We start from the raw sequence: 23,756 nt of genomic DNA, 5'->3' as shown, positions 1-23,756 counted from the left end.
AGACGAAAACCACCGATTGTAACGAATGACCCGCTCTCCCGCCCCGCATGCCGCGCATCGCGTCGTGCTCGACTCGAACGTCTGGATCGACATCCTCGTATTCGACGACCCCGCTACGCGCCCGATCCGCGCCGCGCTCGAACGCGGCACGCTTGCCGCCGTGATCGACGGCCGCTGCCTGGCCGAACTCAAGTATGTGCTCGATTATCCGCAATTCCAGGCGCGCGCCGTCGACAAGGCGGCCGCGCTCGCAACCGTCGCCCGCCTGGCGAGCCTCGTCGAGCCGCCGGCCGTCGACGCCGACGCGCCGCCGCTGCCGAAGTGCAAGGACCGCGACGACCAAAAATTTCTTGAACTCGCCCGCGCCGCCCAGGCCGATTGGCTCGTGTCGAAAGACCGCGCGCTGCTGAAGCTCGCGAAGCGCACCGCGCGCGATTTCGGCTTCCGGATCGCGCAACCGGCCCCCTTTGCCGAGGCCTGCGCGCTCGACGCCACGCCGGCTTGACGCACCGCAACACCACCCGATTTCGACCGTATCGATGAACGCTCCTTCAGACATGCCAACGACTCCCGTTTTCCCTTCGCGCCTGCCGAACGTCGGCACGACGATCTTCACGGTCATGAGCGCGCTTGCAGCAGAAAAAGGCGCCGTGAACCTCGGCCAGGGCTTTCCGGATTTCGACTGCGATCCGCGCATCGTCGATGCGGTTGCCGCCGCGATGCGCAACGGGCACAACCAGTATCCGCCGATGGCCGGTGTCGCACCGCTGCGCGAGGCGATCGCAGACAAGATCGCGCAGGTCTACGGCCGGCGTTACGATCCGGCGACCGAAATCACCGTCACGGCCGGCGCGACGCAGGCACTGCTGACCGCGATCCTGTGCACGGTGCATCCGGGTGATGAAGTGATCGTCGTCGAGCCGACCTACGACAGCTACCTGCCGTCGATCGAACTCGCGGGCGGCACACCTGTGTTCGTCACGCTGGAGGCGCCCGACTACGTGATTCCGTTCGACCGTCTGGCGGCTGCAATCACGCCGAAAACGCGCATGATCCTGATCAACACGCCGCATAACCCGACGGGTACCGTGTGGCGCGAGGCCGACATGCGCAAGCTCGAAGAGATCGTGCGTGGCACCAACGTGCTGATTCTGTCCGACGAGGTCTACGAGCACATGGTCTATGACGGCGCGCGCCATGAGAGCGTCGCGCGTTATCCGGAGCTCGCCGCGCGCAGCTTCATCGTGTCGAGTTTCGGCAAGACCTATCACGTGACGGGCTGGAAGGTCGGTTATGTCGCAGCCCCTGCCGCGCTGACCGCCGAATTCCGCAAGGTCCACCAGTTCAACGTGTTCACGGTGAACACGCCGATGCAGGTCGGGCTCGCCGACTACCTGCGCGACCCGGCACCGTACCTGACGCTTGCCGACTTCTACCAGAAGAAGCGCGACTTCTTCCGGGCCGGCCTCGAGCGCACGCGCTTCAAGCTGCTGCCCTGCACGGGCACGTACTTCCAGTGCGTCGATTATTCGGCGATCAGCGACCTGCCGGAAGCGGAATTCTCGAAGTGGCTCACGTCGGAGATCGGCGTGGCCGCCATTCCGGTGTCGGCGTTCTATCACGAGCCGCACGAATCGGGCGTCGTACGCTTCTGCTTCGCGAAGCAGGAAAGCACGCTCGCATCCGCGCTCGAACGGCTCGCCCGCCTGTAAGTCCCGCACGGGCGGCCAGGGGCCGCCTTGCAGGAACCGCGTTTACGAACGCGCGACGCTCGTCGCCTCGATGTACGCCTTGCGCTCGGCTGCCACGCGCTGCGCGGCCGGACGCTCGCCGACGATCTTCGCGTGCGCCTTCCAGTCGATGCCCGCGTCGAGCAGGAAATCGCGTCCGAAAATGGCCTTCGTCGCCATCCCGATGACCGGCAGATGGACCCATGCGGCGATGTCGGCGAGGCCGAACGACTCGCCGAGCACATACGGCGAAAATTGCGTCATCTGGTTGAACGCATCGATCGCGCGCGGCAGGCGCTTCTCGACGTGCGCCTTCGTCCCGTCGCTGACCTTGCCGCCGAAAAACGCTTCCGTATAGACCTCACGCGCCATCCATTCGAGATACAGCTCGAGCGTCTCGACCAGTTCGCGCACCTTCGCGGCCGCGAACGGGCTCGCCGGGTAAATGCCTTTCTCGGGATAACGCGCCGCCAAGTATTCGATGATCACCTGCGACTCGAACAATGCGCCTTCTTCGGTCTTCAGGAACGGAATCTTGCCGAGCGGCGAATCGGCGAGCCGGGCCGGATCGCTGATCGGCAAACCGCACACCGACTCCTCGAACGGAATGTCGTGCTCGAGCAGGACGAACTTCACCTTGTTGTAATAGTTGGACAACGGAATACCGCACAGCTGTAGCATCGGAGTCTCCTTCGTTGCTGGAACGCGGCCGCAACGGTGCCGGCCGCAGCGAGATTCGTCGCGCTGAAAAGCACGTTCGTGCTAGTCTAAAGCAAGTATTGCGTTCGTCACGACAACATTACATCCGCTACGGCATCGGCCGCATCCGCGTGCGCGGCGCGCGTGGCGCCGCAGCCCCGCCATCCGATGGAGACACGCTCGCATGAGTGCTGAACTGCTGGCCTCGCGTCCGCCCGAGAGCGACTCGACGCTCGTCCTCACGCTATCCAATCCCGGCGCACGCAATGCGCTGCATCCCGACATGTACGCGGCCGGCGTCGAGGCGCTCGCCACCGCCGAGCGCGATCCCGGGATTCGCGCTGTCGTGCTCACTGGCGCCGATCGCTTCTTCTGCGCGGGCGGCAACCTGAACCGGCTGCTCGACAACCGCTCGAAGGATCCGTCCTACCAGGCCGACAGCATCGATCAGCTCGCCGCATGGGTAACGGCGATCCACGCTTCGACGAAGCCGGTGATCGCGGCGGTCGAAGGCGCGGCGGCCGGCGCGGGCTTTTCGCTCGCGCTCGCGTGCGACCTGATCGTCGCCGCGCACGATGCGAAATTCGTGATGTCATACGCGCGTGTCGGCCTGACACCCGATGGGGGCGGTTCGTGGTTCATCGCCCGCGCACTGCCGCGCGCGCTCGCGGCCGAGATCCTGTTCGAAGGCAAACCCGTCGCAGCCGAACGTCTGCACACGCTCGGCGTCGTCAACCGGCTCGCCGTACCGGGCGCGGCATTGACCGACGCGCTGGCATGGGCCGATGCACTCGCCGGCATCTCGCCGAACGCGCTCACGCGCATCAAGTCGCTGCTCGACGACGCAACGACGCAACCGCTCGACGCGCATCTCGGCACCGAACGCGATCATTTCGTCGCGTCGCTGCATCATGCGGATGGGCTCGAGGGCATCACCGCATTTCTCGAGAAGCGCCCGCCCCGCTACAAACGCTGAGCCGCCACGCCCGCGTTCCACCTGCCTGAACGCATCCGCCAGGAAGCGCCGCGCGCGACGTCGGCGGCGAGCGCTCGCTCGCCCGCGTACCCGTATCGGCACGCACGTTTGCGTCGCCAGCAGCGCGCATCGATCCATGCTCTAATGACCGCCTGTCGCGGCGCTGCCAGCGCCGTTTTCGCGCACGCAACAAAGGAGTTCACGATGATCGACGTCTATAGCTGGGCGACCCCGAACGGCCACAAGGTGCACATCATGCTCGAGGAAACGGGCCTCGCCTATCGTGTCCATCCGGTCGATATCGGCGCAGGCGACCAGTTCAAGCCGGAATTCCTGAAGATCAGCCCGAACAACAAGATCCCCGCGATCGTCGATCCGGACGGCCCCGGCGGCAAGCCGATCTCGCTGTTCGAATCGGGCGCGATCCTGATCTACCTCGCGGAGAAGACCGGCAAGTTCCTGCCGACGGATCCGGCCGCACGCTATGCAACGCTCGAATGGCTGATGTTCCAGATGGGCGGTGTCGGGCCGATGCTCGGGCAGGCGCATCACTTCCGCCTGTATGCGCCGGAGAAGATCGAGTATGCGGTCAACCGCTACACAAACGAAGCGAAGCGCCTGTACAACGTGATGGACAAGCGACTCGGCGAATCCGAATATCTCGCGGGCGACACGTACACGATCGCGGACATTGCGACGTTCCCGTGGACGCGCTCATGGCAGAACCAGGGCATCGTGCTCGGCGAATTGCCGAACGTGAAGCGCTGGTACGACACGATCGCCGCACGACCGGCCGTGCAGCGCGGTGTCGAAGTGCTCGCGTCGATGCGCAAGGCGCTGCAGGACGACAAGGCACGCGAGGTGCTGTTCGGCGCAACGCAGTACGCGAAGCACTGACACGCAAGTGACGGGCGGAGCGGCATCCATGCATGCCGCTCCCCGCTTCAGAAGTAATGCAGCGTGATGAATTCCGCCGCGCAAACCGGCAGCGGCGCATCGGGACGCTCGACCTGCATCGTCACCGACCACGTCACCTGCACGCCGTTCCGCGCGGCCTCGGCGGTTTCCTTTACCGCAAACAGCGCACGCACGCGCGCGCCGACCGGCACCGGCTTCAGGAACCGCACGCGGTTCAGCCCGTAGTTCACGCCCATCTTCTGCTCGAAACGCATCGCGTCGGTCATCAACGCCGGAATCAGCGACAGCGTCAGGAACCCGTGGGCGATCGGTCCGCCGAACGGCGACTCGCGTCGCGCGCGCTCGGGATCGACGTGAATCCATTGATGATCGCCGGTCGCGTCGGCAAACCCGTCGACGCGATGCTGGTCGATCGCGATCCAGCCGCTCGCGAGCGGCTCCGCGCCGACGCGTGCCTGCAGCGCCTGCGCCGACGCGATCAGCGGCAACGTCATCTCCGTCATGCCTGCACGCCTCCCGGATGGCGCAGCCCGAAGATCACTTTCGTGTGCACGGTAATCACCGTCTCGCCGGCCTCGTTCACGCCGACCCATTCCGTCGACACGATGCCGCGGTCGGGCTTGCTCTCCGACACGCGCTTGTCGTGGACCTTCTGGTACATCGTGATCGTATCGCCCGCACGCACTGGCTTGAGCCAGCGGATCGAGTCGATGCCCGGCGAGCCCATGCTGGTCGAGTCCGGGCCGAGCTTCTTGACGAGCAGGCTCATGAACACCGAACACGTATGCCAGCCGCTCGCGACAAGCCCGCCGAAATGCGATGCCTTCCCGGCTTCTTCGTCGAGATGGAACGGCTGCGGATCGTAGCGTTGCGCGAACGTCTTGATGTCGTCGGGTTCGAACGTGTAACGGCCCACTTCGGTGGTGCTGCCGACCACCAGGTCTTCGTAACTGATGCCCACTAGATGTCTCCTTGTCTGGCGCGCTCGCGCGTCGCCGTCATGCCGCGTCGGCCTGCGCGAAATCGGGCAGTGCCGCGATGCGCGCAAGATGATGATCGGTGTCGCCGAGTGTCGTCTCGATGATCGTCAGCCGCTTGAACAGGTGCGCAGCGGCGACCTCGTTGGTCACGCCCATGCCGCCGTGCAGTTGAACGGCCTGCTGGCCGACGAAACGCGCGGCGGCGCCGACACGCGCTTTCGCGGCCGACACCGCCTTGCGCCGCGCGTCGGCATCGCCACTCGCGTAGCGCACGGCTGCCAGATAGGTCAGCGAACGTGCCTGCTCGGCATGGATCAGCATGTCGACCATCCGGTGCTGCAGTGCCTGGAAACGCGCGATCGGCATGCCGAACTGTTCGCGCGTCTTCGTGTATTCGACCGTGGCGCGGTTCAGTTCGTCGAGCGCGCCGACCGCCTCCGCGCACAGCAGGAACGTCGCGTAATCGGCAACTTGCTCGAGGGCGGCGGCGTCGCGCGCCCCGCCCGTCAGCAGTCGCGCCGGCGTTTCATTGAAACCGATCGTCGCGGCACGCTGGCCGTCGATCGTCCGGTAGTCGGCCACTTTCGCATTCGCGGCATCCCGTTCGACGACGAACAGGCCGATGCCGCCGTCGTCGACGCGCGCAGGCACGATCCACGCATGCGCCTGCGCGCCATGCTGAACGACCGACTTCGTGCCCGTCAGGCGGTACGTGCCGCCCTGCTCGCGCGCATGCGTATCGAGTTCGAACAGGTCGTAACGCGCATGCGGCTCGTGAAAAGCAACCGCGACACGTTTCTGCCCCTGCGCGACCGCCTCCAGCAGCGCGGCATCCTCACCGGCGCCGGAGCCGGCGATGCGCAAGGCCTCGACACCCACCGCCGTTGCCCAGTACGGCTCGATCACGAGCGCGCGGCCGAGTTCCTGCATCACGACCAGCATGTCGACCGGGCCGCCGCCGAAACCGCCCTGTGCGTCCGGCACGGGCAGCGCGGTCAACCCCAGTTCTGCGAACGCACTCCACTGCATGTCCGACACGCCCGCGTCGCTGCGCACGATGGCCTGGCGCGCTTCGAAGCCGTATTGCTCGCCGAGATACCGGCGCAGCGCGTCGGCGAACTGCTGCTGCTCATCGGTAAAGCTGAAATCCATGGTTGTCTCCGTTCCCTGATCACAGCCCCAGAATCATCTGCGCGATGATGTTCTTCTGGATCTCGTTCGAACCGCCGTAGATCGACGTCTTCCGGTAGTTGAAGTAGTACGCGGCCAGCGGCGCCGCGTCGTCGTCGCCGGCGATGCTGTGCTCGCGCCGGCCGTCGAGGAACGGAACGTCGAACGGTGCGGCGAGCGGGCCGATCGCGTCGACCATCAGCTCGGTGAGCGCCTGCTGCACTTCCGTGCCCTTGATCTTCAGCATGGACGCCTCGGGGCCCGGCCCCTTCCCGCTCGTCTCGCGGCTGACGACCCGCAGCACCGTCACCTCGAGCGCCATCAGCTCGACCTCGAGCGCCGCGACCTTGGCGGCGAACACGGGATCGGCAAGCAACGGCTTGCCGTTCTTGCGCTGGTTCGACGCCACGCGCTTCAGGAACGCGAGCTCGCGCTTCGACGCGCCGACGCGCGCGATGCCGGTGCGCTCATGGCCAAGCAGGTATTTCGCGTAGGTCCAGCCGCGATTCTCGTCGCCGACGAGATTCTCGACCGGCACCTTCACATCCTCGAAGAACACCTCGTTGACCTCGTGGTCCTCGTCGAGCATGACGATCGGCCGCACCGTGATGCCGGGCGTCTTCATGTCGATCAGCAGGAACGAGATGCCCTCCTGTTTCTTCGCGGCCGGATCGGTGCGCACGAGGCAGAACATCATGTCGGCGTACTGGCCGAGCGTCGTCCAGGTCTTCTGGCCATTGACGACGTAGTGATCGCCTTGGCGCTCGGCGCGCGTGCGCAACGATGCGAGGTCGGATCCCGAACCCGGCTCCGAATAGCCCTGGCACCACCAGTCCGAGCCGTCGAGAATCCGCGGCAGATAATGACGCTTCTGCGCTTCGCTGCCGTATTTCATCAACACCGGCGCGACCATCGATACGCCGAACGGCAGCACGGTCGGTGCACCGATCCGCGCGCACTCCTCATCCCAGATGTGCCGTTGCGTCGCGTTCCAGCCCGGCCCGCCGTATTCAACCGGCCAGGCGGGCGCGGACCAGCCGCGCTGGCCGAGAATCCGGTGCCAGCTCGCGAAATCCTCGCGGTCGAGTCGTTTGTGATCGAGTACTTTGGCGCGCAGTGCGTGAGGCAGGTTGGCCTCGAGCCAGGCGCGAACGTCGACGCGGAACGCGTCGTCGGCGGGGGAATAATCCAGATCCATGCGCAGTGTCTCCTGTCGACCGGAGGTAGTGCTTCAACACTTACTCCGGTCCCATGCAGACGCAGGCCGCGGCCGTCCAGCCCGGCAAGGACCCACTGCATACGTCATTGCAGCGGTTCTTTCAGCGCGGCAGGAATCGGCAGCGGCATCACGTCGATGCCTTCTTCGGCCAAGGATTGCGCATCTTCGGGCGTCGTGACACCGCGAATGCTGCGTGCCGGCGCCTCGTTGTAATGGATGCGCCGCGCTTCCTCGGCGAAGCGCTCGCCCACATTCTCGGTTTTCTCCAGCACCTCGCGCAGTGCACGCATCACCTGCGCCTGCATTGCGCGCGGATCGGCCGGCTGTGCCTGCGTCGCACCCGACAGATTCAGGCGCGGCGCCGACGGCAGACGGTTGACCTCGGTCGTTCCGCACACCGGGCATTCGACCAGCTTGCGGGACAACTGCGCTTCGAATTCATCGGCGGAAGCGAACCAGCCTTCGAACCGATGACCGTGCGGGCACTGCAAATCGAGGACCTTCATGCTGAATCAGGGCGTGTGGCGAGTGTAGCGCAAAAAGCGGTTTTGTGAACGACCGTGCTAATTACCGATCGCGCGACGTGGAGGCGTCGCGTCACCGGATTGTAACGCGGCGCCCCACCCGCCGCTGACGCCGCACTCAGGGCGTCAGGACCGGCCCGAGCGGCCACGTACCGGACAGCACCTTGTCGAGCCACATCGTACCGATGATCGTCTTCACGTCGGAAATCTGGCCCGTGCGCACCCATTCCTGCAAATCGGCCTGCGTCGCGGTGAAGGTCTCGAGGAATTCGCCCTCATCGAGCTTGCGCTCGCCGGCCGTCAGCCCGCGCGCCAGGTACAGGTCGATGAATTCGGTCGAGTAGGAAATGATCGGATGAATGCGGGTCAGGAACACGTACTCGCGTGCGGTGTAACCCGTTTCCTCGCGCAGTTCGCGCACCGCGCAGGCGAGCGCGCCTTCGTTCGGGTCGAGTTTGCCGGCCGGGAATTCGGCCATCACCTTGCCGATCGGGTAGCGAAACTGGTTTTCCATCAGCACGCGGCCGTCGTCGAACAGCGGGATCACCATCACCGCGCCCGGATGCTGGACGTATTCGCGCGTGGCCTTCTTGCCATCCGGCAGGCGGACGATATCGCGCTTGAGCTTGAGGAACGCGCCGTCGAAAATCGCCTCGCTCTCGAGGCAGGTTTCGGTCAGTGCGGCGTCGTGATTGGGTAGTTCGGCCATCGGCGGCTCCGGGAATGAGCGCGACGGCCGAAGCCGTCAGCGTCGTTTGACGAGATACTGGAACGTGAAGCCGGGAAACGCGAACACGACGAAAAGACTGAACGTGATCGCGTAGAACTGCCAGCCCTGTTCGAAGCGGTTGCCGGCGCGCGACTCGAGCCAGAAGCCGAGCGCGCCAACGATGAAGTACAGCACGATCAGCTCGCCGATCCGCACCCACCCGCCCTTCTTCGTCGCGCCGAACGGCACGACGGCGAAGAGGCGTTGGTTCAGGAACGGCAGGTTGGCGCAGACGAACGCCAACAGCACGATAAACCAGCCGGCTGCCGACATTACAGCGGCAGCGTGTGGCGAATTGCCTGCAGGCAGGCCGTCAGCAGCGGGCTCGGGATCAGGCCGAGCACGACGACCGCCAGGCCGTTCAGCACGAGGATCGTGCGCTTGCAGAAATCACCGGTGATCGGCGTTGCATCCTGCGGTGCATCGAAGTACATCAGCTTCACGATGCGCAGGTAGTAGAACGCGCCGAACAGCGACGTGATCACGGCCAGCACGGCCAGCCACGTGAGGCCCGCGTTGACGGTCGCCTCGAGCACGGCGAGCTTCGCGTAGAAGCCGACGGTCGGCGGGATGCCTGCCAGCGAGAACATCATGACCATCATCACGAACGCGAACACCGGGCTGCGCTTGTTGAGGCCCTTGAAGTCGTCGATCGTGTCGGCTTCGAAATCGCGGCGTGCGAGCAGCATCACCACGCCGAACGAGCCGAGCGTCGTGATCAGGTAGACGATCGCGTAGAACATCGCCGAGCTGTATGCATTCGCCGGCGCCGACGCGTCGCCCTTCACGATGCCTGCGAGCAGGCCGAGCAGCACGAAGCCCATGTTCGAGATCGCCGAGTACGCGAGCATCCGCTTGATGTTGCGCTGGACGATACCGGTGATGTTGCCGACGATCAACGACAGCGCGGCGAGGATCACGAGCGCGGTCTGCCAGTTCTGCGCGAGCGGCAGCAGGCCCATCACCAGGAAGCGCAGGCCCCACGCGAACGCGGCAACCTTCGGGCCGCCGCCGACGAACAGCGTCATCGCGGTCGGTGCGCCCTGGTAGACGTCCGGCACCCACATGTGGAACGGCACGGCGCCAAGCTTGAACGCGATACCGGCGACGATGAAGACCACGCCGAACATCAGCACGGCTGCGTCGGTGTTGCCGCCGACCGCCTTGTACACCTCGCCCAGCTCGAGCGAGCCGGTCGCGCCGTACAGCATCGAGATGCCGTACAGCACGAAGCCCGATGCGAGCGCGCCCAGCACGTAGTACTTCATCGCGGCTTCGCTCGACTGCGCGGCGTCGCGGCGCAGTGCGATGACTGCGTACAGCGACAGCGACATCAGTTCGAGACCGAGGTACAGCGTCAGGAAGTTGTTGCCCGACACCATGACCAGCTGGCCGAGCAGCGAGAACATGCCGAGGAGGAACACGTCGCCGCGGAACATGTCGCGATCCTCGAGGTACTTGCGCGAATAGACGAGCGAGACCGCGAAACCGAACGACACGACGGCCTTCATCGTGCTCGCGAACGAGTCGACGACGACCATCTTCGAGAAGAAGTAGTACTGCTGCGGGTCGAGTGCCTGCACCGCGAACCACACGCCGGCGACGACCGACGAAACAACCGCGATCAGGTAAGTCAGGCGGCGGCCGGAAGCACCGGTAAAGGTGTCGTTCAGCCATGCGACGACGATGGCGGCCATCACCAGCGCGTCAGGCAACAGGACATTCATAGGAGCGTTCATGATCTTGATTTCCTCCGCTCGCGATTACTGCGCCAGCGGCAGCTTGGACTGCGCGACATGGGAGAGGAGGTTTTCCACGGAAACGTGCATCACGTCGGTGAAAGGCTTCGGATACAGGCCCATCAGCAGCGTGAACGCGGCGAGCACGGCCAGCATCAGGAATTCGCGACGGCCGATGTCCTTCAGCTTGGCAACGTGGTCGTTCGCCACCGCGCCGAAATACACGCGCTTGTACATCCACAGCGTGTAAGCAGCGCCGAGGATCAGCGTGAACGCCGCGCCGAATGCGATCCAGAAGTTGTACTGGACGGCCGCGAGAATCACCATGAACTCGCCGACGAAACCCGACGTGCCCGGCAGGCCGCAGTTGGCCATCGAGAACAGCATCGCGAACGCCGCGAACTTCGGCATCACGTTGACGACGCCACCGTAATCGGCGATCTGGCGCGAGTGCACGCGGTCGTACAGCACGCCGATGCAGAGGAACATCGCGCCCGACACGAAGCCGTGCGAGATCATCTGGATGATCGCGCCTTCGACGCCGAGCTGGTTGAAGATGAAGAAGCCGAGCGTGACGAAGCCCATGTGCGCGATCGACGAATACGCGACCAGCTTCTTCATGTCGGCCTGCACCATCGCGACGAGGCCGATGTAGATCACCGCGATCAGCGACAGCGTGATCACGACGGGGGCCAGGAAGTGGCTCGCGTCAGGCGTGATCGGCAGCGAGAAGCGCAGGAAACCGTACGCGCCGAGCTTCAGCATGATCGCGGCCAGCACGACCGAGCCGCCCGTCGGCGCTTCCACGTGCGCGTCCGGCAGCCAAGTGTGCACCGGCCACATCGGCACCTTCACCGCGAACGCGAGGAAGAACGCGATGAACAGCAGGATCTGCGGCGTCATCGCGATCTTGGCGTTCTGCCACGTCGCGAGGTCGAACGAATGCGTTTCCGTGTACAGGTAGATCAGCGCGACCAGCATCAGCAGCGAGCCGGCCAGCGTGTACAGGAAGAACTTGAATGCCGCATACACGCGGTTCGGGCCGCCCCACACGCCGATGATGATGTACATCGGGATCAGGGTCGCTTCGAAGAACACGTAGAACAGCAGGCCGTCGGCCGCCGAGAAGACGCCGATCATGATCCCGGACAGGATCAGGAACGCCGCGAGGTACTGCGCGACGTTCTCGGTGATGACTTCCCATGCGGCGATCACGACGATCACCGTGATCAGCGCGGTCAGCACGACGAACCACATCGAGATGCCGTCGACGCCGAGGTGATACGCGATGTCGAAGCGCTCGATCCAGGTCGACTTCTCGACGAACTGCAGCGCAGCCGTGCTCGAATCGAAGCCCGTGATCAGCGGGATCGTGACCGCGAGGCCGAGCAGCGAACCGATCAGCGCGATCCAGCGGGCCGTCCCCGGATTTTTGTCATTACCCACCGCAAGCACGAGGAGGCCGAAAACGATCGGCAGCCAGATCGCGGTACTGAGAATCGGAAAAGCGTGCATTAAGTTGTCCCCCGCCTTATTTGCCGCCGAGCGTTACAAACAGGGTCAGGAGCCCCAGCATGCCGATGATCATGGCGAACGCGTAGTGATAGATGTAACCGGATTGGAGGAAGCGGATCACGCTGGCGAACCAGCCGATGAACCGGGCGCTGCCGTTGACGAGGCCGTCGATCACGACGACGTCACCTTCCTTCCACAGGCCGCGGCCGATCGCCACCGAACCACGGGCGAACACCACTTCGTTGATCTTGTCCATGTAGTACTTGTTGTCCAGCAGCGTGTAGATCGGGCCGAACGCGCGGCGGATCGACGCCGGCAGATCCGGACGCTTCAGGTACAGGAACCAGGCGACAACGACACCGGCGAGCGCGAGCCAGACCGGCAGACCCGACACCGAGTGCAGGCCCATGCCCACCCAGCCGTGGAACTCCTCGGCCATCTCGGCCAGCGCCGGGTGGTTTTCACCGATGAAGATCACCTTGTCGAATGCAACGCCGTGCTGGAAGAAGTCGCCGAACAGCATCGGGCCGACCGCGATTGCACCGATGATCACCGACGGGATCGCCAGCAGGACCAGCGGCACCCACACGACCCACGGGGTCTCGTGCGGCTCGTGCGCGTGGTCGTCATGACCATGGCCATGACCGTGGTCGTCGTGGCCGTGCGCGGCCGCCATGCCCATCGGCGATTCCGGATGCTTCGGCTTGCGGAAGCGCTCTTCACCGTGGAACACCAGGAAATACATGCGGAACGAGTACAGCGCCGTGACGAACACGCTCGCGACGACCGCGAAGTACGCGAAGCCCGAACCCGGCAGGTGCGAAAGCTTCACCGCGTCGATGATCGAGTCCTTCGAGTAGAAGCCCGAGAAGAACGGCGTACCGATCAGCGCGAGCGAACCGATGAGCGACGTGATCCACGTGATCGGCATGTACTTGCGCAGGCCGCCCATGTTGCGGATGTCCTGGTCGTGGTGCATGCCCATGATGACCGAGCCGGCGCCGAGGAACAGCAGCGCCTTGAAGAACGCGTGCGTCATCAGGTGGAACAACGCGACCGGGTACGCGGACACGCCCAGCGCGACCGTCATGTAACCGAGCTGCGACAGAGTCGAATAGGCGACCACCCGCTTGATGTCGTTCTGGATGATCCCGAGGAAGCCCATGAACAGCGCCGTGATCGCGCCGATCACCGTGACGAACGACAGCGCGGTGTCCGACAGCTCGAACAGCGGCGACATGCGCGACACCATGAAGATGCCGGCCGTCACCATCGTCGCCGCGTGAATCAGCGCCGAGATCGGGGTCGGGCCTTCCATCGAGTCCGGCAGCCACACGTGCAGCGGGAACTGTGCCGACTTACCCATCGCGCCGATGAACAGGCAGATACAGGCCACGGTCAGCAGGCCCCAGTCGGTACCCGGGAAGTGCAGGCTCGCGAGTTCCGCGCGCTTCGCGAACACTTCGCCGTAGTTCATCGAGCCGGCGAATGCGAGCAGCAGGCCGATGCCGAGCAGGAAGCCGAAGTCGCCCACGCGGTTCACGAGGAACGCCTTCATGTTCGCGTAGATCGCGCTCTCACGCGTGAAGTAGAAGCCGATCAGCAGGTACGACACCAGACCCACCGCTTCCCAGCCGAAGAACAGCTGCAGGAAGTTGTTGCTCATCACGAGCATCAGCATCGAGAACGTGAACAGCGAGATGTACGAGAAGAAGCGCTGGTAGCCGTCTTCTTCTGCCATATAGCCGATCGTGTACACGTGCACCATCAGCGAGACGAAGGTCACGACGACCATCATCATCGCGGTCAGCGAATCGACGAGGAAGCCGACTTCGAGCTTCAGCGAGCCGACGTTCATCCATTCGTAGACGGTCGCGTTGAAGCTTGCGCCGCCCATCACGTCGAAGAAGACTTTCGCCGACAGGAGGAACGCGATCATTACGCCGAGGATCGTGATCCGGTGTGCGCCCTTGCGCCCGACTGCGTTCCCGAACAGCCCCGCAATCAGCGAGCCGGCCAGCGGAGCGAGCGGAATCGCCAGCAGCAGGTTTTCATTGAGTGTCGTTGACATAACAGCGTTGCCTGAAATTAACCTTTGAGCTGATCGAGATCCTCGACATTGATCGTGTCGAGCTTACGGAACAGGGTCACCAGAATCGCGAGGCCGATCGCGGCTTCCGCTGCGGCGACCGTCAGCACGAAGAACACGAAGATCTGGCCGTGCACATCGCCGAGGTAGTGCGAAAACGCGACGAAGTTGGTATTCACCGCCAGCAGCATCAGTTCGATCGACATCAGGATGATGATGACGTTGCGGCGGTTCAGGAAGATCCCGACGATCGCGATCGCAAAGAGGATCGCGCCGAGCACGAGGTAATGAGCAAGAGTCAGCATGGTTTTCCTTTCCTCCGCTTAGCCGTTGGTGCCCGAACCGGCTTCGCTCTGCGCCGTTTCCGGCTGCGGCTTGTCCGCTTCCATCTTCACGAGGCGCACACGGTCGTTGCGGCGCACCTTGACCTGATCCGACACGCGCTGGCGCTTGCTGTCCTTGCCCTTGCGCTCGGTCAGCCCGATCGCGGCAATGATCGCGACCAGCAGCACGAGGCCGGCGATTTCAAACGCGAAGATGTAGTCGGTGTAGATCACCTTGCCGATCAGTCGCGTGTTCGACCAGTTGGCCATCTCGCCCGTCGCCATCGCGTGCACCGTCTGCGTGTCGCCGTAGCCCCGCCACAGGATCAGCGCGGTTTCGATCACGATGATCGCGCCGACCACGGTCGCCATCGGGACGAAGCGCTTGAAGTCGCGGCGCAGGTAGTCGATGTTGATGTCCAGCATCATCACGACGAACAGGAACAGCACCATCACGGCGCCCACGTAGACCAGCACCAGCAGGATCGCGAGGAACTCCGCTTCCAGCAGCATCCAGATCGCGGCGGCGTTGAAGAACGCCAGCACAAGGAAAAGCGCAGACGCCACCGGGTTGCGCGAAGTGATCACCTTCAGCCCTGATACCACCAGGAGCAGCGCGAAGATGTAGAACAGTACGGTCGTGAATTCCATGATTACCGGTTCATCGTTAGGCCATAGTCAGGCGCGGCTTGCGGGACGCCCGCACCCGTCGCGGCGGCTCGGCCCAGGCTTCGGGCCGGCACTGCAAACACAATCAACGATACGGCGCGTCGGCAGCCTTCGCCGCGGCGATGTCCTTCTCGTAGCGATCGCCCACCGCGAGCAGCATTTCCTTCGTGAAATACAGGTCGCCGCGCTTTTCGCCGTGGTACTCGAGAATCTGCGTCTCGACGATCGAATCGACCGGGCAGCTCTCTTCGCAGAAACCGCAGAAGATGCACTTCGTCAGGTCGATGTCGTAGCGCGTCGTGCGGCGCGTGTTGTCCGCGCGCGTTTCCGATTCGATCGTGATCGCCATCGCGGGGCACACGGCCTCGCAGAGCTTGCACGCGATGCAGCGCTCTTCGCCGTTTTCATAGCGGCGCAGCGCATGCAGCCCGCGGAAGCGCGGCGAAATCGGGGTCTTCTCTTCCGGGAACTGCACGGTGAACTTGCGCTTGAACGTGTAACGACCGGTCAGCGCGAGCCCCTTCAGCAGCTCGGTCAGGAAGAAGGTCTTAAAGAAGTGTTGGATAGCCGTCATGATTTCGTCCTTACTTCACCCAGATGTTCAGCGGCGACATCATCCAGCAGCCGACCACGACCACCCAGATCACCGTGACGGGCAGGAACACCTTCCAGCCCAGACGCATGATCTGGTCGTAACGGTAGCGCGGGAACGTCGCGCGGACCCAGATGAACACCGACAGCAGTGCGAAGACCTTCAGCACCAGCCAGAAGATGCCCGGGATGAACGACAGGAATTCGAACGGTGCGTCCCAGCCACCGAGGAACAGCGTCGCAGCCAGCGCCGAGATCACGATCATGTTGATGTACTCGGCGAGGAAGAACAGCGCGAACGCCATGCCCGAGTAATCGATCATGTGACCGGCAACGATTTCCGACTCCCCTTCCACCACGTCGAACGGGTGGCGGTTCGTTTCGGCGATGCCCGAAATGAAGTAGACGACGAACGCCGGCAGCAGCGGCAGCCAGTTCCACGACAGGAAGTTCACGCCGTGGCCGGCGAAGAAACCGTGCTGTTGCGAACCCACGATTTCCGACAGGTTCAGGCTGCCGGCCGTCATCAGCACCAGCACCAGCGCGAAGCCCATCGAGATTTCGTACGACACCATCTGTGCCGCGGCGCGCATCGCGCCGAGGAACGCATACTTCGAGTTCGATGCCCAGCCCGCGAGAATCACCGCGTACACGCCGATCGACGAGATCGCCATCGCGTACAGCAGGCCCGCGTTCACGTTCGCGAGGACCGCTTCGGCCTGGAACGGGATCACGGCCCACACGGCGAACGCCGGCACGACGGTCATCACCGGTGCGATCAGGTACAGCCAGCGGCTGGCGGCGCTCGGCTGAATGACTTCCTTCAGCAGCAGCTTCAGCACGTCGGCGATCGGCTGCAGCAGGCCGCCGGGGCCGACGCGGTTCGGGCCGAGACGTACGTGCATCCAGCCGATCAGCTTGCGTTCCCACAGAATCAGGTACGCGACGCACAGCAGGATGACGACGGAGACGACGAGGATGCGCACGACGGCCCACACCGTCGGCCATGCGAAGCCGAGAAGCTGGGACCCGCCCGCGTTGATCGTATCGAACAAGCTCATTTACGCCTTCTCCACCACCAGTTCACCGGACAGGCTGCCGAGCGCTGCGCCGGCAGGCGTTGCCGCCGACACGCGAACGACCGTCTCCGCAAGATTCGCGTCGCGCACGGCCGGCAACTGCACCGCACGCTCGCCCTGGCGCACGCGCACCGCGTCGCCTTCCTTCAAGCCCAGCTTGTCGAACAGCACGGCCGGCAGGGCTGCGGCATTCGCCGCCTTCGCGGCGGCCGTCAGGTGCAGCGCACCTGCGCGGCGCACGAGCGCGTCGGCGTGATAGATCGGCACATCGGCCAGACGCTCGAAGCCGCCGTTCGCGGCATTCGCGGCGGCGCGCACCGGTGCGACCGACGTCTGGTTCGACAGGCGGCCCGCGACGCCGGCGTCGCCGAGCGCAGCGAGACGCACTTCTTCCGCGGTCTCGTATTCGAAGTTCGGCAGGCCGAGCAGGCTGCCGAGCACGCGCAGCACCTTCCAGCCCGGACGCGTGTCGCCGAGCGGGCGCACGACGCCGTTGAAGCTCTGCACGGTGCCTTCCGCATTCACGTACGTGCCGGCCGTTTCCGTGAACGGCGCGACCGGCAGCAGCACGTCGGCGTAGTCGAGGCCGTGCTTGAACGGCGACATCACGACGACCATTTCCGCCTGGTTCAGCGCGGCCAGCGCCTGTGCCGGATCAGCAGTGTCGAATTCCGGCTCGACGTTCAGCAGCACGTAGCCCTTGCGCGGCTGCGCGAACGCTTCACGTGCGTTCAGGCCGCCTTCGCCCGGCAGTGCGCCGACGACGTGCGCGCCGACCGTGTTCGCCGCTTCCGTCAGGAAGCCGAACGTGGCGCCGGTGTTGTCGGCGATCCACTTGGCGACGGCGTGCAGCTTCGCGAATTCCGGATGGCGGACCGCGACGTTGCCGAGCAGCACCGCACGGCGTTCGCCGTTCGCGAGCGACTGGGCGACAGCCTGCGCGGCCGGCGATGCGGTAACGCCAGCCAGCGCGTCGGGCAGCGCGACGCCGCGCAGTTGCGCGACCGCGGCAGCGATGCCGGCCAGCTGGTCGAGCCATGCCGACGGCGCGGCAACGATGCGCTGCGCGGTCGGGATCAGTGCGTCGTCACCGGTCGCGTGCAGGAAGTGCAGCTTCGCGCCGTTCTTCGCGGCCTGACGCAGGCGGGCGGCAAACAGCGGGTGGTCGCGGCGCAGGAACGAACCGACGACGAACGCGGCATCCACGTTCGACAGGTCGGCGATCGGCATGCCGAGCCACGGTGCGCCCTGGACCGGCGCCGAGAAATCCTGCTGACGCAGACGGAAATCGACGTTCGGCGTCTTCAGTTCGTTGGCGAGCTGCTTCACGAGGAACAGCTCTTCGGCGGTGCTGTGCGCGCTCGCGAGCATCGCCAGCGCGTTCGCGCCGTGATCCGCGGCGATGCCCTTCAGGCCCTTCGCGACGTATTCGAGCGCGGTCTGCCAGTCGGTTTCGATCCACTGGCCGCCCTGCTTCAGCATCGGCTTCGTCAGGCGCTCTTCGCTGTTGAGGCCTTCATACGAGAAGCGGTCCTTGTCCGAGATCCAGCATTCGTTGATCGCTTCGTTCTCGAACGGCAGCACGCGCATCACGCGGTTGTTCTTCACCTGTACGACGAGGTTCGCGCCGACGGAATCGTGCGGGCTCACCGACTTGCGGCGCGACAGTTCCCACGTACGGGCGCTGTAGCGGAACGGCTTGCTGGTCAGCGCGCCGACCGGGCACAGGTCGATCATGTTGCCCGACATTTCGGAATCGACCGTCTTGCCGACGAACGTCGTGATTTCCGAGTGCTCGCCGCGGCCCAGCATGCCGAACTCCATCACGCCGGCGATTTCCTGGCCGAAGCGGACGCAGCGCGTGCAGTGGATGCAGCGCGACATCTCTTCCATCGAGATCAGCGGGCCCACGTTCTTGTGGAACACCACGCGCTTTTCTTCCGAGTAGCGCGACGACGACTTGCCGTAGCCGACCGCCAGATCCTGCAGCTGGCATTCGCCGCCCTGATCGCAGATCGGGCAGTCGAGCGGGTGGTTGATGAGGAGGAATTCCATCACCGACTGCTGCGCCTTCACGGCCTTGTCGGATTGCGTATGGACGATCATGCCGGCCGACACGGGAGTCGCACAGGCAGGCACGGCCTTCGGCATCTTCTCGACTTCGACGAGACACATCCGGCAGTTGGCCGCAACCGACAGTTTCTTGTGATAGCAGAAGTGAGGAATGTACGTATCCGCCTTGTGCGCAGCCTGGATCACCATGCTGCCTTCGGGCACCTCGACCTTCTTGCCGTCTATTTCAAGTTCAACCATGATGGTGAATGGTCCTTAACCTATTTCCGCCCGTTCGCGCCTTCGCCCGACCGTGCGCTCAAATTCCGCAACCGGGTTCGCTTCAGGCCGCCGCCGCGTGCGCGTGGCCGCCGACCATGCAGTGCTTATGCTCGACGTGGTACGCGAATTCGTCCCAGTAGTGCTTGAGCATCCCGCGTACCGGCATCGCCGCCGCATCGCCGAGTGCACAGATCGTGCGGCCCATGATGTTCTCGGCCACCGAGTTCAGCAGGTCCAGATCTTCCTGGCGCCCTTCGCCGTGCTCGATACGGTTCACGACGCGATACAGCCAGCCGGTGCCTTCACGGCACGGCGTGCACTGGCCGCACGATTCCTCGTAGTAGAAGTACGACAGGCGCAGCAGCGAGCGCACCATGCAGCGCGTCTCGTCCATCACGATCACCGCGCCGGAACCGAGCATCGAGCCCGCCTTCGCGATCGAATCGTAGTCGAGATCCGTCTGCATCATGATGTCGCCCGGGATCACCGGTGCCGACGACCCGCCCGGAATCACGGCCTTGATCTTCTTGCCGCCGCGCATCCCGCCGGCGAGCTCCATCAGCGTCGCGAACGGCGTGCCGAGCGGCACTTCGTAGTTGCCCGGACGCTCGACGTCGCCCGATACCGAGAAAATCTTCGTGCCGCCGTTGTTCGGCTTGCCGATCTCGAGGTAATTCTGCGGCCCGATGGACAGCAGGAACGGCACCGCGGCGAACGTCTCGGTGTTGTTGATCGTGGTCGGCTTGCCGTACACGCCGAAGCTCGCCGGGAACGGCGGCTTGAAGCGCGGCTGGCCCTTCTTGCCTTCGAGCGACTCGAGCAGCGCCGTTTCCTCGCCACAGATGTACGCGCCGTAACCGTGGTGCGCGTGCAGCTGGAACGAGAATTCCGAGCCCATGATGTTGTCGCCGAGGAAACCCGCTGCACGCGCTTCATCGAGCGCGGCCTCGAAGCGTCGATACACTTCGAAGATTTCGCCGTGAATGTAGTTGTAGCCGACGGTGATGCCCATCGCGTACGCGCCGATGGCCATGCCTTCGATCAGCGCGTGCGGGTTCCAGCGCAGGATGTCGCGATCCTTGAACGTACCCGGCTCGCCTTCGTCCGAGTTGCAGACGAGGTACTTCTGCCCCGGGAACTGACGCGGCATGAAGCTCCACTTCAGGCCGGTCGGAAAACCCGCACCGCCGCGGCCGCGCAGGCCCGACGCCTTGACGTCGGCGATCACCTGCTCGGGCGGAATCTTTTCTTCGAGAATGCGGCGCAGCTGCTTGTAGCCGCCGCGCGCGACGTAATCTTCGAGATGCCAGTTCTCGCCGTTCAGACCAGCGAGGATCAGCGGTTTGATGTGACGGTCGTGGAGGGACGTCATTTCGAGAGCTCCTCAAGCAGCTGGTCGATCTTCTCGCGGCTCATGAAGCTGCACATTCTGTGATTGTTCACCAGCAGCACCGGCGCATCGCCGCACGAGCCCATGCATTCGCCTTCCTTCAGCGTGAACTTGCCGTCAGGCGTGGTCTCGCCGAAGCCGATGCCCAGCTTCTGTTTCAGGTAGTCGGCAGTCGCTTCCGCGCCGCCGTGCGGGCCAAGCTGGCACGGCAGGTTCGTACAGAGCGTGATCTTGTGCTTGCCGACCGGGTTGAGCTCGTACATCGTGTAGAACGTCGCGACTTCCTGCACGGCAACGGCCGGCATGCCGAGATAGTCCGCAACGAACTGCATCAGTTCGGGCGACAGCCAGCCGTGCTCTTCCTGAGCAACGGCCAACGCCGACATCACGGCGGACTGTTTCTGATCGGCGGGATACTTCGTCAACGCTCGATCGATTTCCTTCAGGCCTTCAGCTGAGATCATTTTCAGACACGACTCTTTCAATTCCTACCGAACGAACAACCTGCCGCACACTGGGGTGCATGGACGGCAGACCTGGCGCTCACTCTGTTGACAGCTTGCGAAGCCGCGCCGGTTCAGCGCATGCAGCATGTGACTTCGCGTGTGACTTACCGCTCGCCGCCCGCGACAAACGGGCGGCGCAACCATTAGCGATCGATTTCGCCGAACACGATGTCCTGCGTACCGATGATCGTGACGGCGTCGGCGATCATGTGACCGCGCGCCATTTCGTCGAGCGACGCCAGGTGCGCGAAACCCGGTGCGCGAATCTTGAGGCGATACGGCTTGTTGGCACCGTCCGACACGAGGTAGATGCCGAACTCACCCTTCGGATGCTCGACCGCCGCGTACGCTTCGCCTTCCGGCACATGGAAACCTTCGGTGAAGAGCTTGAAGTGGTGAATCAAGTCTTCCATGTTGGTCTTCATGCCGACGCGCGACGGCGGTGCAACCTTGTGATTGTCGGTCATCACCGGGCCCGGATTCTTGCGGAGCCACTCAATACACTGTTTCGCGATACGGATCGACTGGCGCATTTCTTCGACGCGAACCAGGTAGCGGTCGTAGCAATCGCCATTCACGCCGACCGGCACGTCGAAATCCATGCGATCGTACACTTCGTACGGTTGCTTCTTGCGCAGGTCCCAGGCGATGCCCGAGCCGCGCAGCATCGGGCCCGTCAGGCCCATCTGCAGCGCACGTTCCGGGCTGACCACGCCGATCCCGACCAGACGCTGCTTCCAGATCCGGTTGTCGGTGAGCAGCGTTTCGTATTCGTCGACGCACTTCGGGAAGCGTGTGAAGAAGTCGTCGATGAAGTCGAGCACCGAGCCGCTGCGCGCTTCGTTCATCTTCGCGAGCGCCTTCTCGTTGCGAATCTTCGACGCCTTGTATTGCGGCATTGCGTCAGGCAGGTCGCGGTAGACGCCGCCCGGACGGTAGTACGCCGCGTGCATCCGGGCACCGGACACCGCTTCGTACACGTCCATCAGGTCTTCGCGTTCGCGGAATGCGTACAGGAACACCGCCATCGCGCCGACGTCGAGTGCGTGCGCGCCGATCCACATCAGGTGGTTCAGCACGCGCGTGATCTCGTCGAACAGCACGCGGATGTACTGGGCGCGCTCAGGCACTTCGATGCCGAGCAGCTTTTCGATCGCGAGCACGTAGCCGTGCTCGTTGACCATCATCGACACGTAGTCGAGACGGTCCATGTACGGCACGGACTGGATGAATGTTTTGGATTCCGCGAGCTTTTCCGTCGCGCGGTGCAGCAGGCCGATGTGCGGATCGGCACGCTGAATGACTTCGCCGTCGAGCTCGAGCACGAGGCGCAGCACGCCGTGCGCTGCCGGGTGCTGCGGGCCGAAGTTGAGCGTGTAGTTCTTGATTTCTGCCATGACGCCCCCTTAATGTTTCAGACCGCCATAGCGATCCTCGCGGATCACGCGCGGCGTGATTTCGCGCGGCTCGATCGTCACCGGCTGGTACACGACCCGCTTCTCTTCCGGGTCGTAACGCATTTCGACGTAACCCGACACCGGGAAGTCCTTGCGGAACGGGTGGCCGATGAAGCCGTAGTCGGTGAGGATGCGACGCAGGTCGGGGTGGCCTTCGAACACGATGCCGTACAGGTCGAACGCTTCGCGCTCGTACCAGTTCGCGGAGGTCCAGATGTCGACCAGCGATGCCACGATCGGCAGGTCGTCGTCCGGCGCGAATGCGCGCAGGCGCAGACGCCAGTTGTTCGTGACCGAGAGCAGGTGCGACACGGCCGCGAAACGCGGGCCGTCGTAGGCGCCGTCGCCGAAGGTCTGGTAGTCGACGCCGCACAGGTCGATCAGCTGCTCGAAACGGAGCTTCGGATCGTCGCGCAGCGTCTTTGCGACTTCGAGGTAATCGCTCGCCTTCACGACGAGCGTCAGTTCACCGATCGCTTCGGTGAGGCTCACCACGCGCGCGCCGAGCGCGGCTTCGAGGTTTGCCTTGAGGGTCTCGATTTTGCTTGCCATATTGAGGGGACGCTCGGGGCTTTATTGACGGGCGATGGTATTGGTGCGGCGGATCTTCGCCTGAAGCTGGATCACGCCGTAGACCAGCGCCTCGGCCGTGGGCGGACAGCCCGGCACGTAGACGTCGACCGGTACGATCCGGTCGCAGCCGCGAACCACCGAGTACGAGTAGTGGTAGTAGCCACCGCCGTTCGCGCACGACCCCATCGAGATCACCCAGCGCGGCTCGGCCATCTGGTCGTACACGCGGCGCAGCGCGGGCGCCATCTTGTTGCAGAGCGTGCCGGCGACGATCATCACGTCCGACTGACGCGGGCTCGGGCGGAACACGACGCCGAACCGGTCCAGATCGTAACGGGCCGCGCCCGCATGCATCATTTCGACGGCGCAACACGCGAGCCCGAACGTCATCGGCCACAGCGAGCCGGTACGCGTCCAGTTGATCAGCTTGTCAGCCGTCGTGGTGACAAACCCTTCCTTCAAGACCCCTTCGATACTCATTTGCTTTCCACTCCAGACGAGCGACC

General features: G+C 64.1%; 25 protein-coding genes. 4 read left to right on the top strand and 21 right to left on the bottom strand.

Annotated elements, in window-relative coordinates; all coding sequences use genetic code 11:
• The first annotated feature begins 25 nt into the window (after nt 1-25).
• Nucleotides 26-505 (top strand): putative toxin-antitoxin system toxin component, PIN family, encoded by a 480-nt coding sequence (locus DPV74_RS11870; RefSeq protein ID WP_119337214.1) that lies wholly within the window; start codon nt 26-28, stop codon nt 503-505.
• Between the two features lie 34 nt (nt 506-539).
• Entirely contained in the window at nt 540-1,712 is a 1,173-nt protein-coding gene (locus tag DPV74_RS11865; RefSeq protein ID WP_119337213.1) for a pyridoxal phosphate-dependent aminotransferase, read from the top strand.
• 42 nt (nt 1,713-1,754) lie between these two features.
• On the opposite strand, the gene DPV74_RS11860 is transcribed toward DPV74_RS11865, so the two are convergent.
• Complete coding sequence (locus DPV74_RS11860) at nt 1,755-2,411, bottom strand: glutathione S-transferase (RefSeq protein WP_060193483.1); 657 nt, start codon at nt 2,409-2,411, stop codon at nt 1,755-1,757.
• A gap of 202 nt (nt 2,412-2,613) precedes the next feature.
• On the opposite strand from DPV74_RS11860, the gene DPV74_RS11855 reads away from it, so the two are divergent.
• Both DPV74_RS11855 and DPV74_RS11850 read left to right on the top strand, forming a co-directional pair.
• Nucleotides 2,614-3,405 (top strand): oxepin-CoA hydrolase, alternative type, encoded by a 792-nt coding sequence (locus tag DPV74_RS11855; RefSeq protein ID WP_027786878.1) that lies wholly within the window; start codon nt 2,614-2,616, stop codon nt 3,403-3,405.
• 204 nt (nt 3,406-3,609) lie between these two features.
• Nucleotides 3,610-4,302: a glutathione binding-like protein gene (locus DPV74_RS11850; RefSeq protein WP_119337216.1), complete on the top strand. Its 693-nt coding sequence runs from the start codon at nt 3,610-3,612 to the stop codon at nt 4,300-4,302.
• 47 nt (nt 4,303-4,349) lie between these two features.
• Here the strand turns inward: DPV74_RS11850 and DPV74_RS11845 are convergent, their stop codons facing one another.
• The 20 genes from DPV74_RS11845 to DPV74_RS11750 form a co-directional block, all read right to left on the bottom strand.
• Entirely contained in the window at nt 4,350-4,826 is a 477-nt protein-coding gene (locus tag DPV74_RS11845) for a MaoC family dehydratase (RefSeq protein WP_059697913.1), read from the bottom strand.
• A complete protein-coding gene (locus DPV74_RS11840) occupies nt 4,823-5,284 on the bottom strand; it encodes a MaoC family dehydratase (protein ID WP_027786875.1) in 462 nt (153 codons plus the stop codon). The genes DPV74_RS11845 and DPV74_RS11840 overlap by 4 nt, the downstream gene beginning before the upstream one ends.
• Nucleotides 5,285-5,321: 37 nt before the next feature.
• Nucleotides 5,322-6,455 (bottom strand): acyl-CoA dehydrogenase family protein, encoded by a 1,134-nt coding sequence (locus tag DPV74_RS11835; RefSeq protein ID WP_119337212.1) that lies wholly within the window; start codon nt 6,453-6,455, stop codon nt 5,322-5,324.
• Nucleotides 6,456-6,474: 19 nt separating this feature from the next.
• Nucleotides 6,475-7,671, bottom strand: a complete 1,197-nt coding sequence (locus tag DPV74_RS11830; protein ID WP_059688504.1) for an acyl-CoA dehydrogenase family protein — start codon at nt 7,669-7,671, stop codon at nt 6,475-6,477.
• A gap of 104 nt (nt 7,672-7,775) precedes the next feature.
• Nucleotides 7,776-8,198, bottom strand: a complete 423-nt coding sequence (locus DPV74_RS11825) for a DUF1178 family protein (protein ID WP_048020504.1) — start codon at nt 8,196-8,198, stop codon at nt 7,776-7,778.
• 136 nt (nt 8,199-8,334) lie between these two features.
• Nucleotides 8,335-8,925, bottom strand: coding sequence for an NUDIX domain-containing protein (locus DPV74_RS11820; protein ID WP_059697917.1), 591 nt, complete (start codon nt 8,923-8,925; stop codon nt 8,335-8,337).
• Nucleotides 8,926-8,961: 36 nt separating this feature from the next.
• Nucleotides 8,962-9,258: a DUF2818 family protein gene (locus tag DPV74_RS11815; protein ID WP_021162819.1), complete on the bottom strand. Its 297-nt coding sequence runs from the start codon at nt 9,256-9,258 to the stop codon at nt 8,962-8,964.
• Nucleotides 9,258-10,712: an NADH-quinone oxidoreductase subunit NuoN gene (gene nuoN, locus DPV74_RS11810; RefSeq protein WP_027786870.1), complete on the bottom strand. Its 1,455-nt coding sequence runs from the start codon at nt 10,710-10,712 to the stop codon at nt 9,258-9,260. Before nuoN ends, DPV74_RS11815 begins: the two co-directional genes overlap by 1 nt.
• 36 nt (nt 10,713-10,748) lie before the next feature.
• On the bottom strand, nt 10,749-12,239 hold the full coding sequence (locus DPV74_RS11805; protein ID WP_021162817.1) for an NADH-quinone oxidoreductase subunit M: 1,491 nt from the start codon (nt 12,237-12,239) through the stop codon (nt 10,749-10,751).
• Nucleotides 12,240-12,255: 16 nt separating this feature from the next.
• Nucleotides 12,256-14,310 (bottom strand): NADH-quinone oxidoreductase subunit L, encoded by a 2,055-nt coding sequence (gene nuoL, locus DPV74_RS11800; RefSeq protein WP_021162816.1) that lies wholly within the window; start codon nt 14,308-14,310, stop codon nt 12,256-12,258.
• A 17-nt stretch (nt 14,311-14,327) separates the two neighbouring features.
• Entirely contained in the window at nt 14,328-14,633 is a 306-nt protein-coding gene (gene nuoK, locus DPV74_RS11795; protein WP_006478272.1) for an NADH-quinone oxidoreductase subunit NuoK, read from the bottom strand.
• 18 nt (nt 14,634-14,651) lie between these two features.
• The gene (locus DPV74_RS11790; RefSeq protein WP_021162815.1) at nt 14,652-15,302 is read right to left on the bottom strand and encodes an NADH-quinone oxidoreductase subunit J; all 651 of its coding nucleotides are present in this window, start codon (nt 15,300-15,302) and stop codon (nt 14,652-14,654) included.
• 103 nt (nt 15,303-15,405) lie between these two features.
• Nucleotides 15,406-15,894, bottom strand: a complete 489-nt coding sequence (nuoI, locus tag DPV74_RS11785) for an NADH-quinone oxidoreductase subunit NuoI (protein WP_009691265.1) — start codon at nt 15,892-15,894, stop codon at nt 15,406-15,408.
• A 10-nt stretch (nt 15,895-15,904) separates the two neighbouring features.
• Complete coding sequence (nuoH, locus tag DPV74_RS11780) at nt 15,905-16,972, bottom strand: NADH-quinone oxidoreductase subunit NuoH (protein ID WP_027786869.1); 1,068 nt, start codon at nt 16,970-16,972, stop codon at nt 15,905-15,907.
• Nucleotides 16,973-19,303 carry an NADH-quinone oxidoreductase subunit NuoG gene (gene nuoG / locus DPV74_RS11775; protein WP_119337211.1) on the bottom strand — a complete coding sequence of 777 codons (2,331 nt, stop codon included), beginning with the start codon at nt 19,301-19,303 and terminating at the stop codon, nt 16,973-16,975.
• An 82-nt stretch (nt 19,304-19,385) separates the two neighbouring features.
• Complete coding sequence (nuoF, locus tag DPV74_RS11770; protein ID WP_006478267.1) at nt 19,386-20,696, bottom strand: NADH-quinone oxidoreductase subunit NuoF; 1,311 nt, start codon at nt 20,694-20,696, stop codon at nt 19,386-19,388.
• Nucleotides 20,693-21,178, bottom strand: a complete 486-nt coding sequence (gene nuoE / locus DPV74_RS11765) for an NADH-quinone oxidoreductase subunit NuoE (protein ID WP_006756903.1) — start codon at nt 21,176-21,178, stop codon at nt 20,693-20,695. The genes nuoF and nuoE overlap by 4 nt, the downstream gene beginning before the upstream one ends.
• Before the next feature lie 185 nt (nt 21,179-21,363).
• Nucleotides 21,364-22,617, bottom strand: a complete 1,254-nt coding sequence (locus tag DPV74_RS11760; RefSeq protein ID WP_006478265.1) for an NADH-quinone oxidoreductase subunit D — start codon at nt 22,615-22,617, stop codon at nt 21,364-21,366.
• Between the two features lie 9 nt (nt 22,618-22,626).
• On the bottom strand, nt 22,627-23,229 hold the full coding sequence (locus DPV74_RS11755) for an NADH-quinone oxidoreductase subunit C (protein ID WP_006478264.1): 603 nt from the start codon (nt 23,227-23,229) through the stop codon (nt 22,627-22,629).
• Between the two features lie 21 nt (nt 23,230-23,250).
• Nucleotides 23,251-23,730, bottom strand: a complete 480-nt coding sequence (locus tag DPV74_RS11750) for an NADH-quinone oxidoreductase subunit B family protein (protein WP_006398799.1) — start codon at nt 23,728-23,730, stop codon at nt 23,251-23,253.
• Nucleotides 23,731-23,756 lie beyond the last annotated feature (26 nt).

It is taken from the genome of Burkholderia sp. HAN2018 (assembly GCF_024704855.1).
GTDB classification, from domain to species: Bacteria; Pseudomonadota; Gammaproteobacteria; order Burkholderiales; family Burkholderiaceae; genus Burkholderia; species Burkholderia cepacia.
The sequence above is the reverse complement of the archived record's forward strand: the minus strand, read 5'-3'. Positions and strand labels throughout refer to the sequence as shown.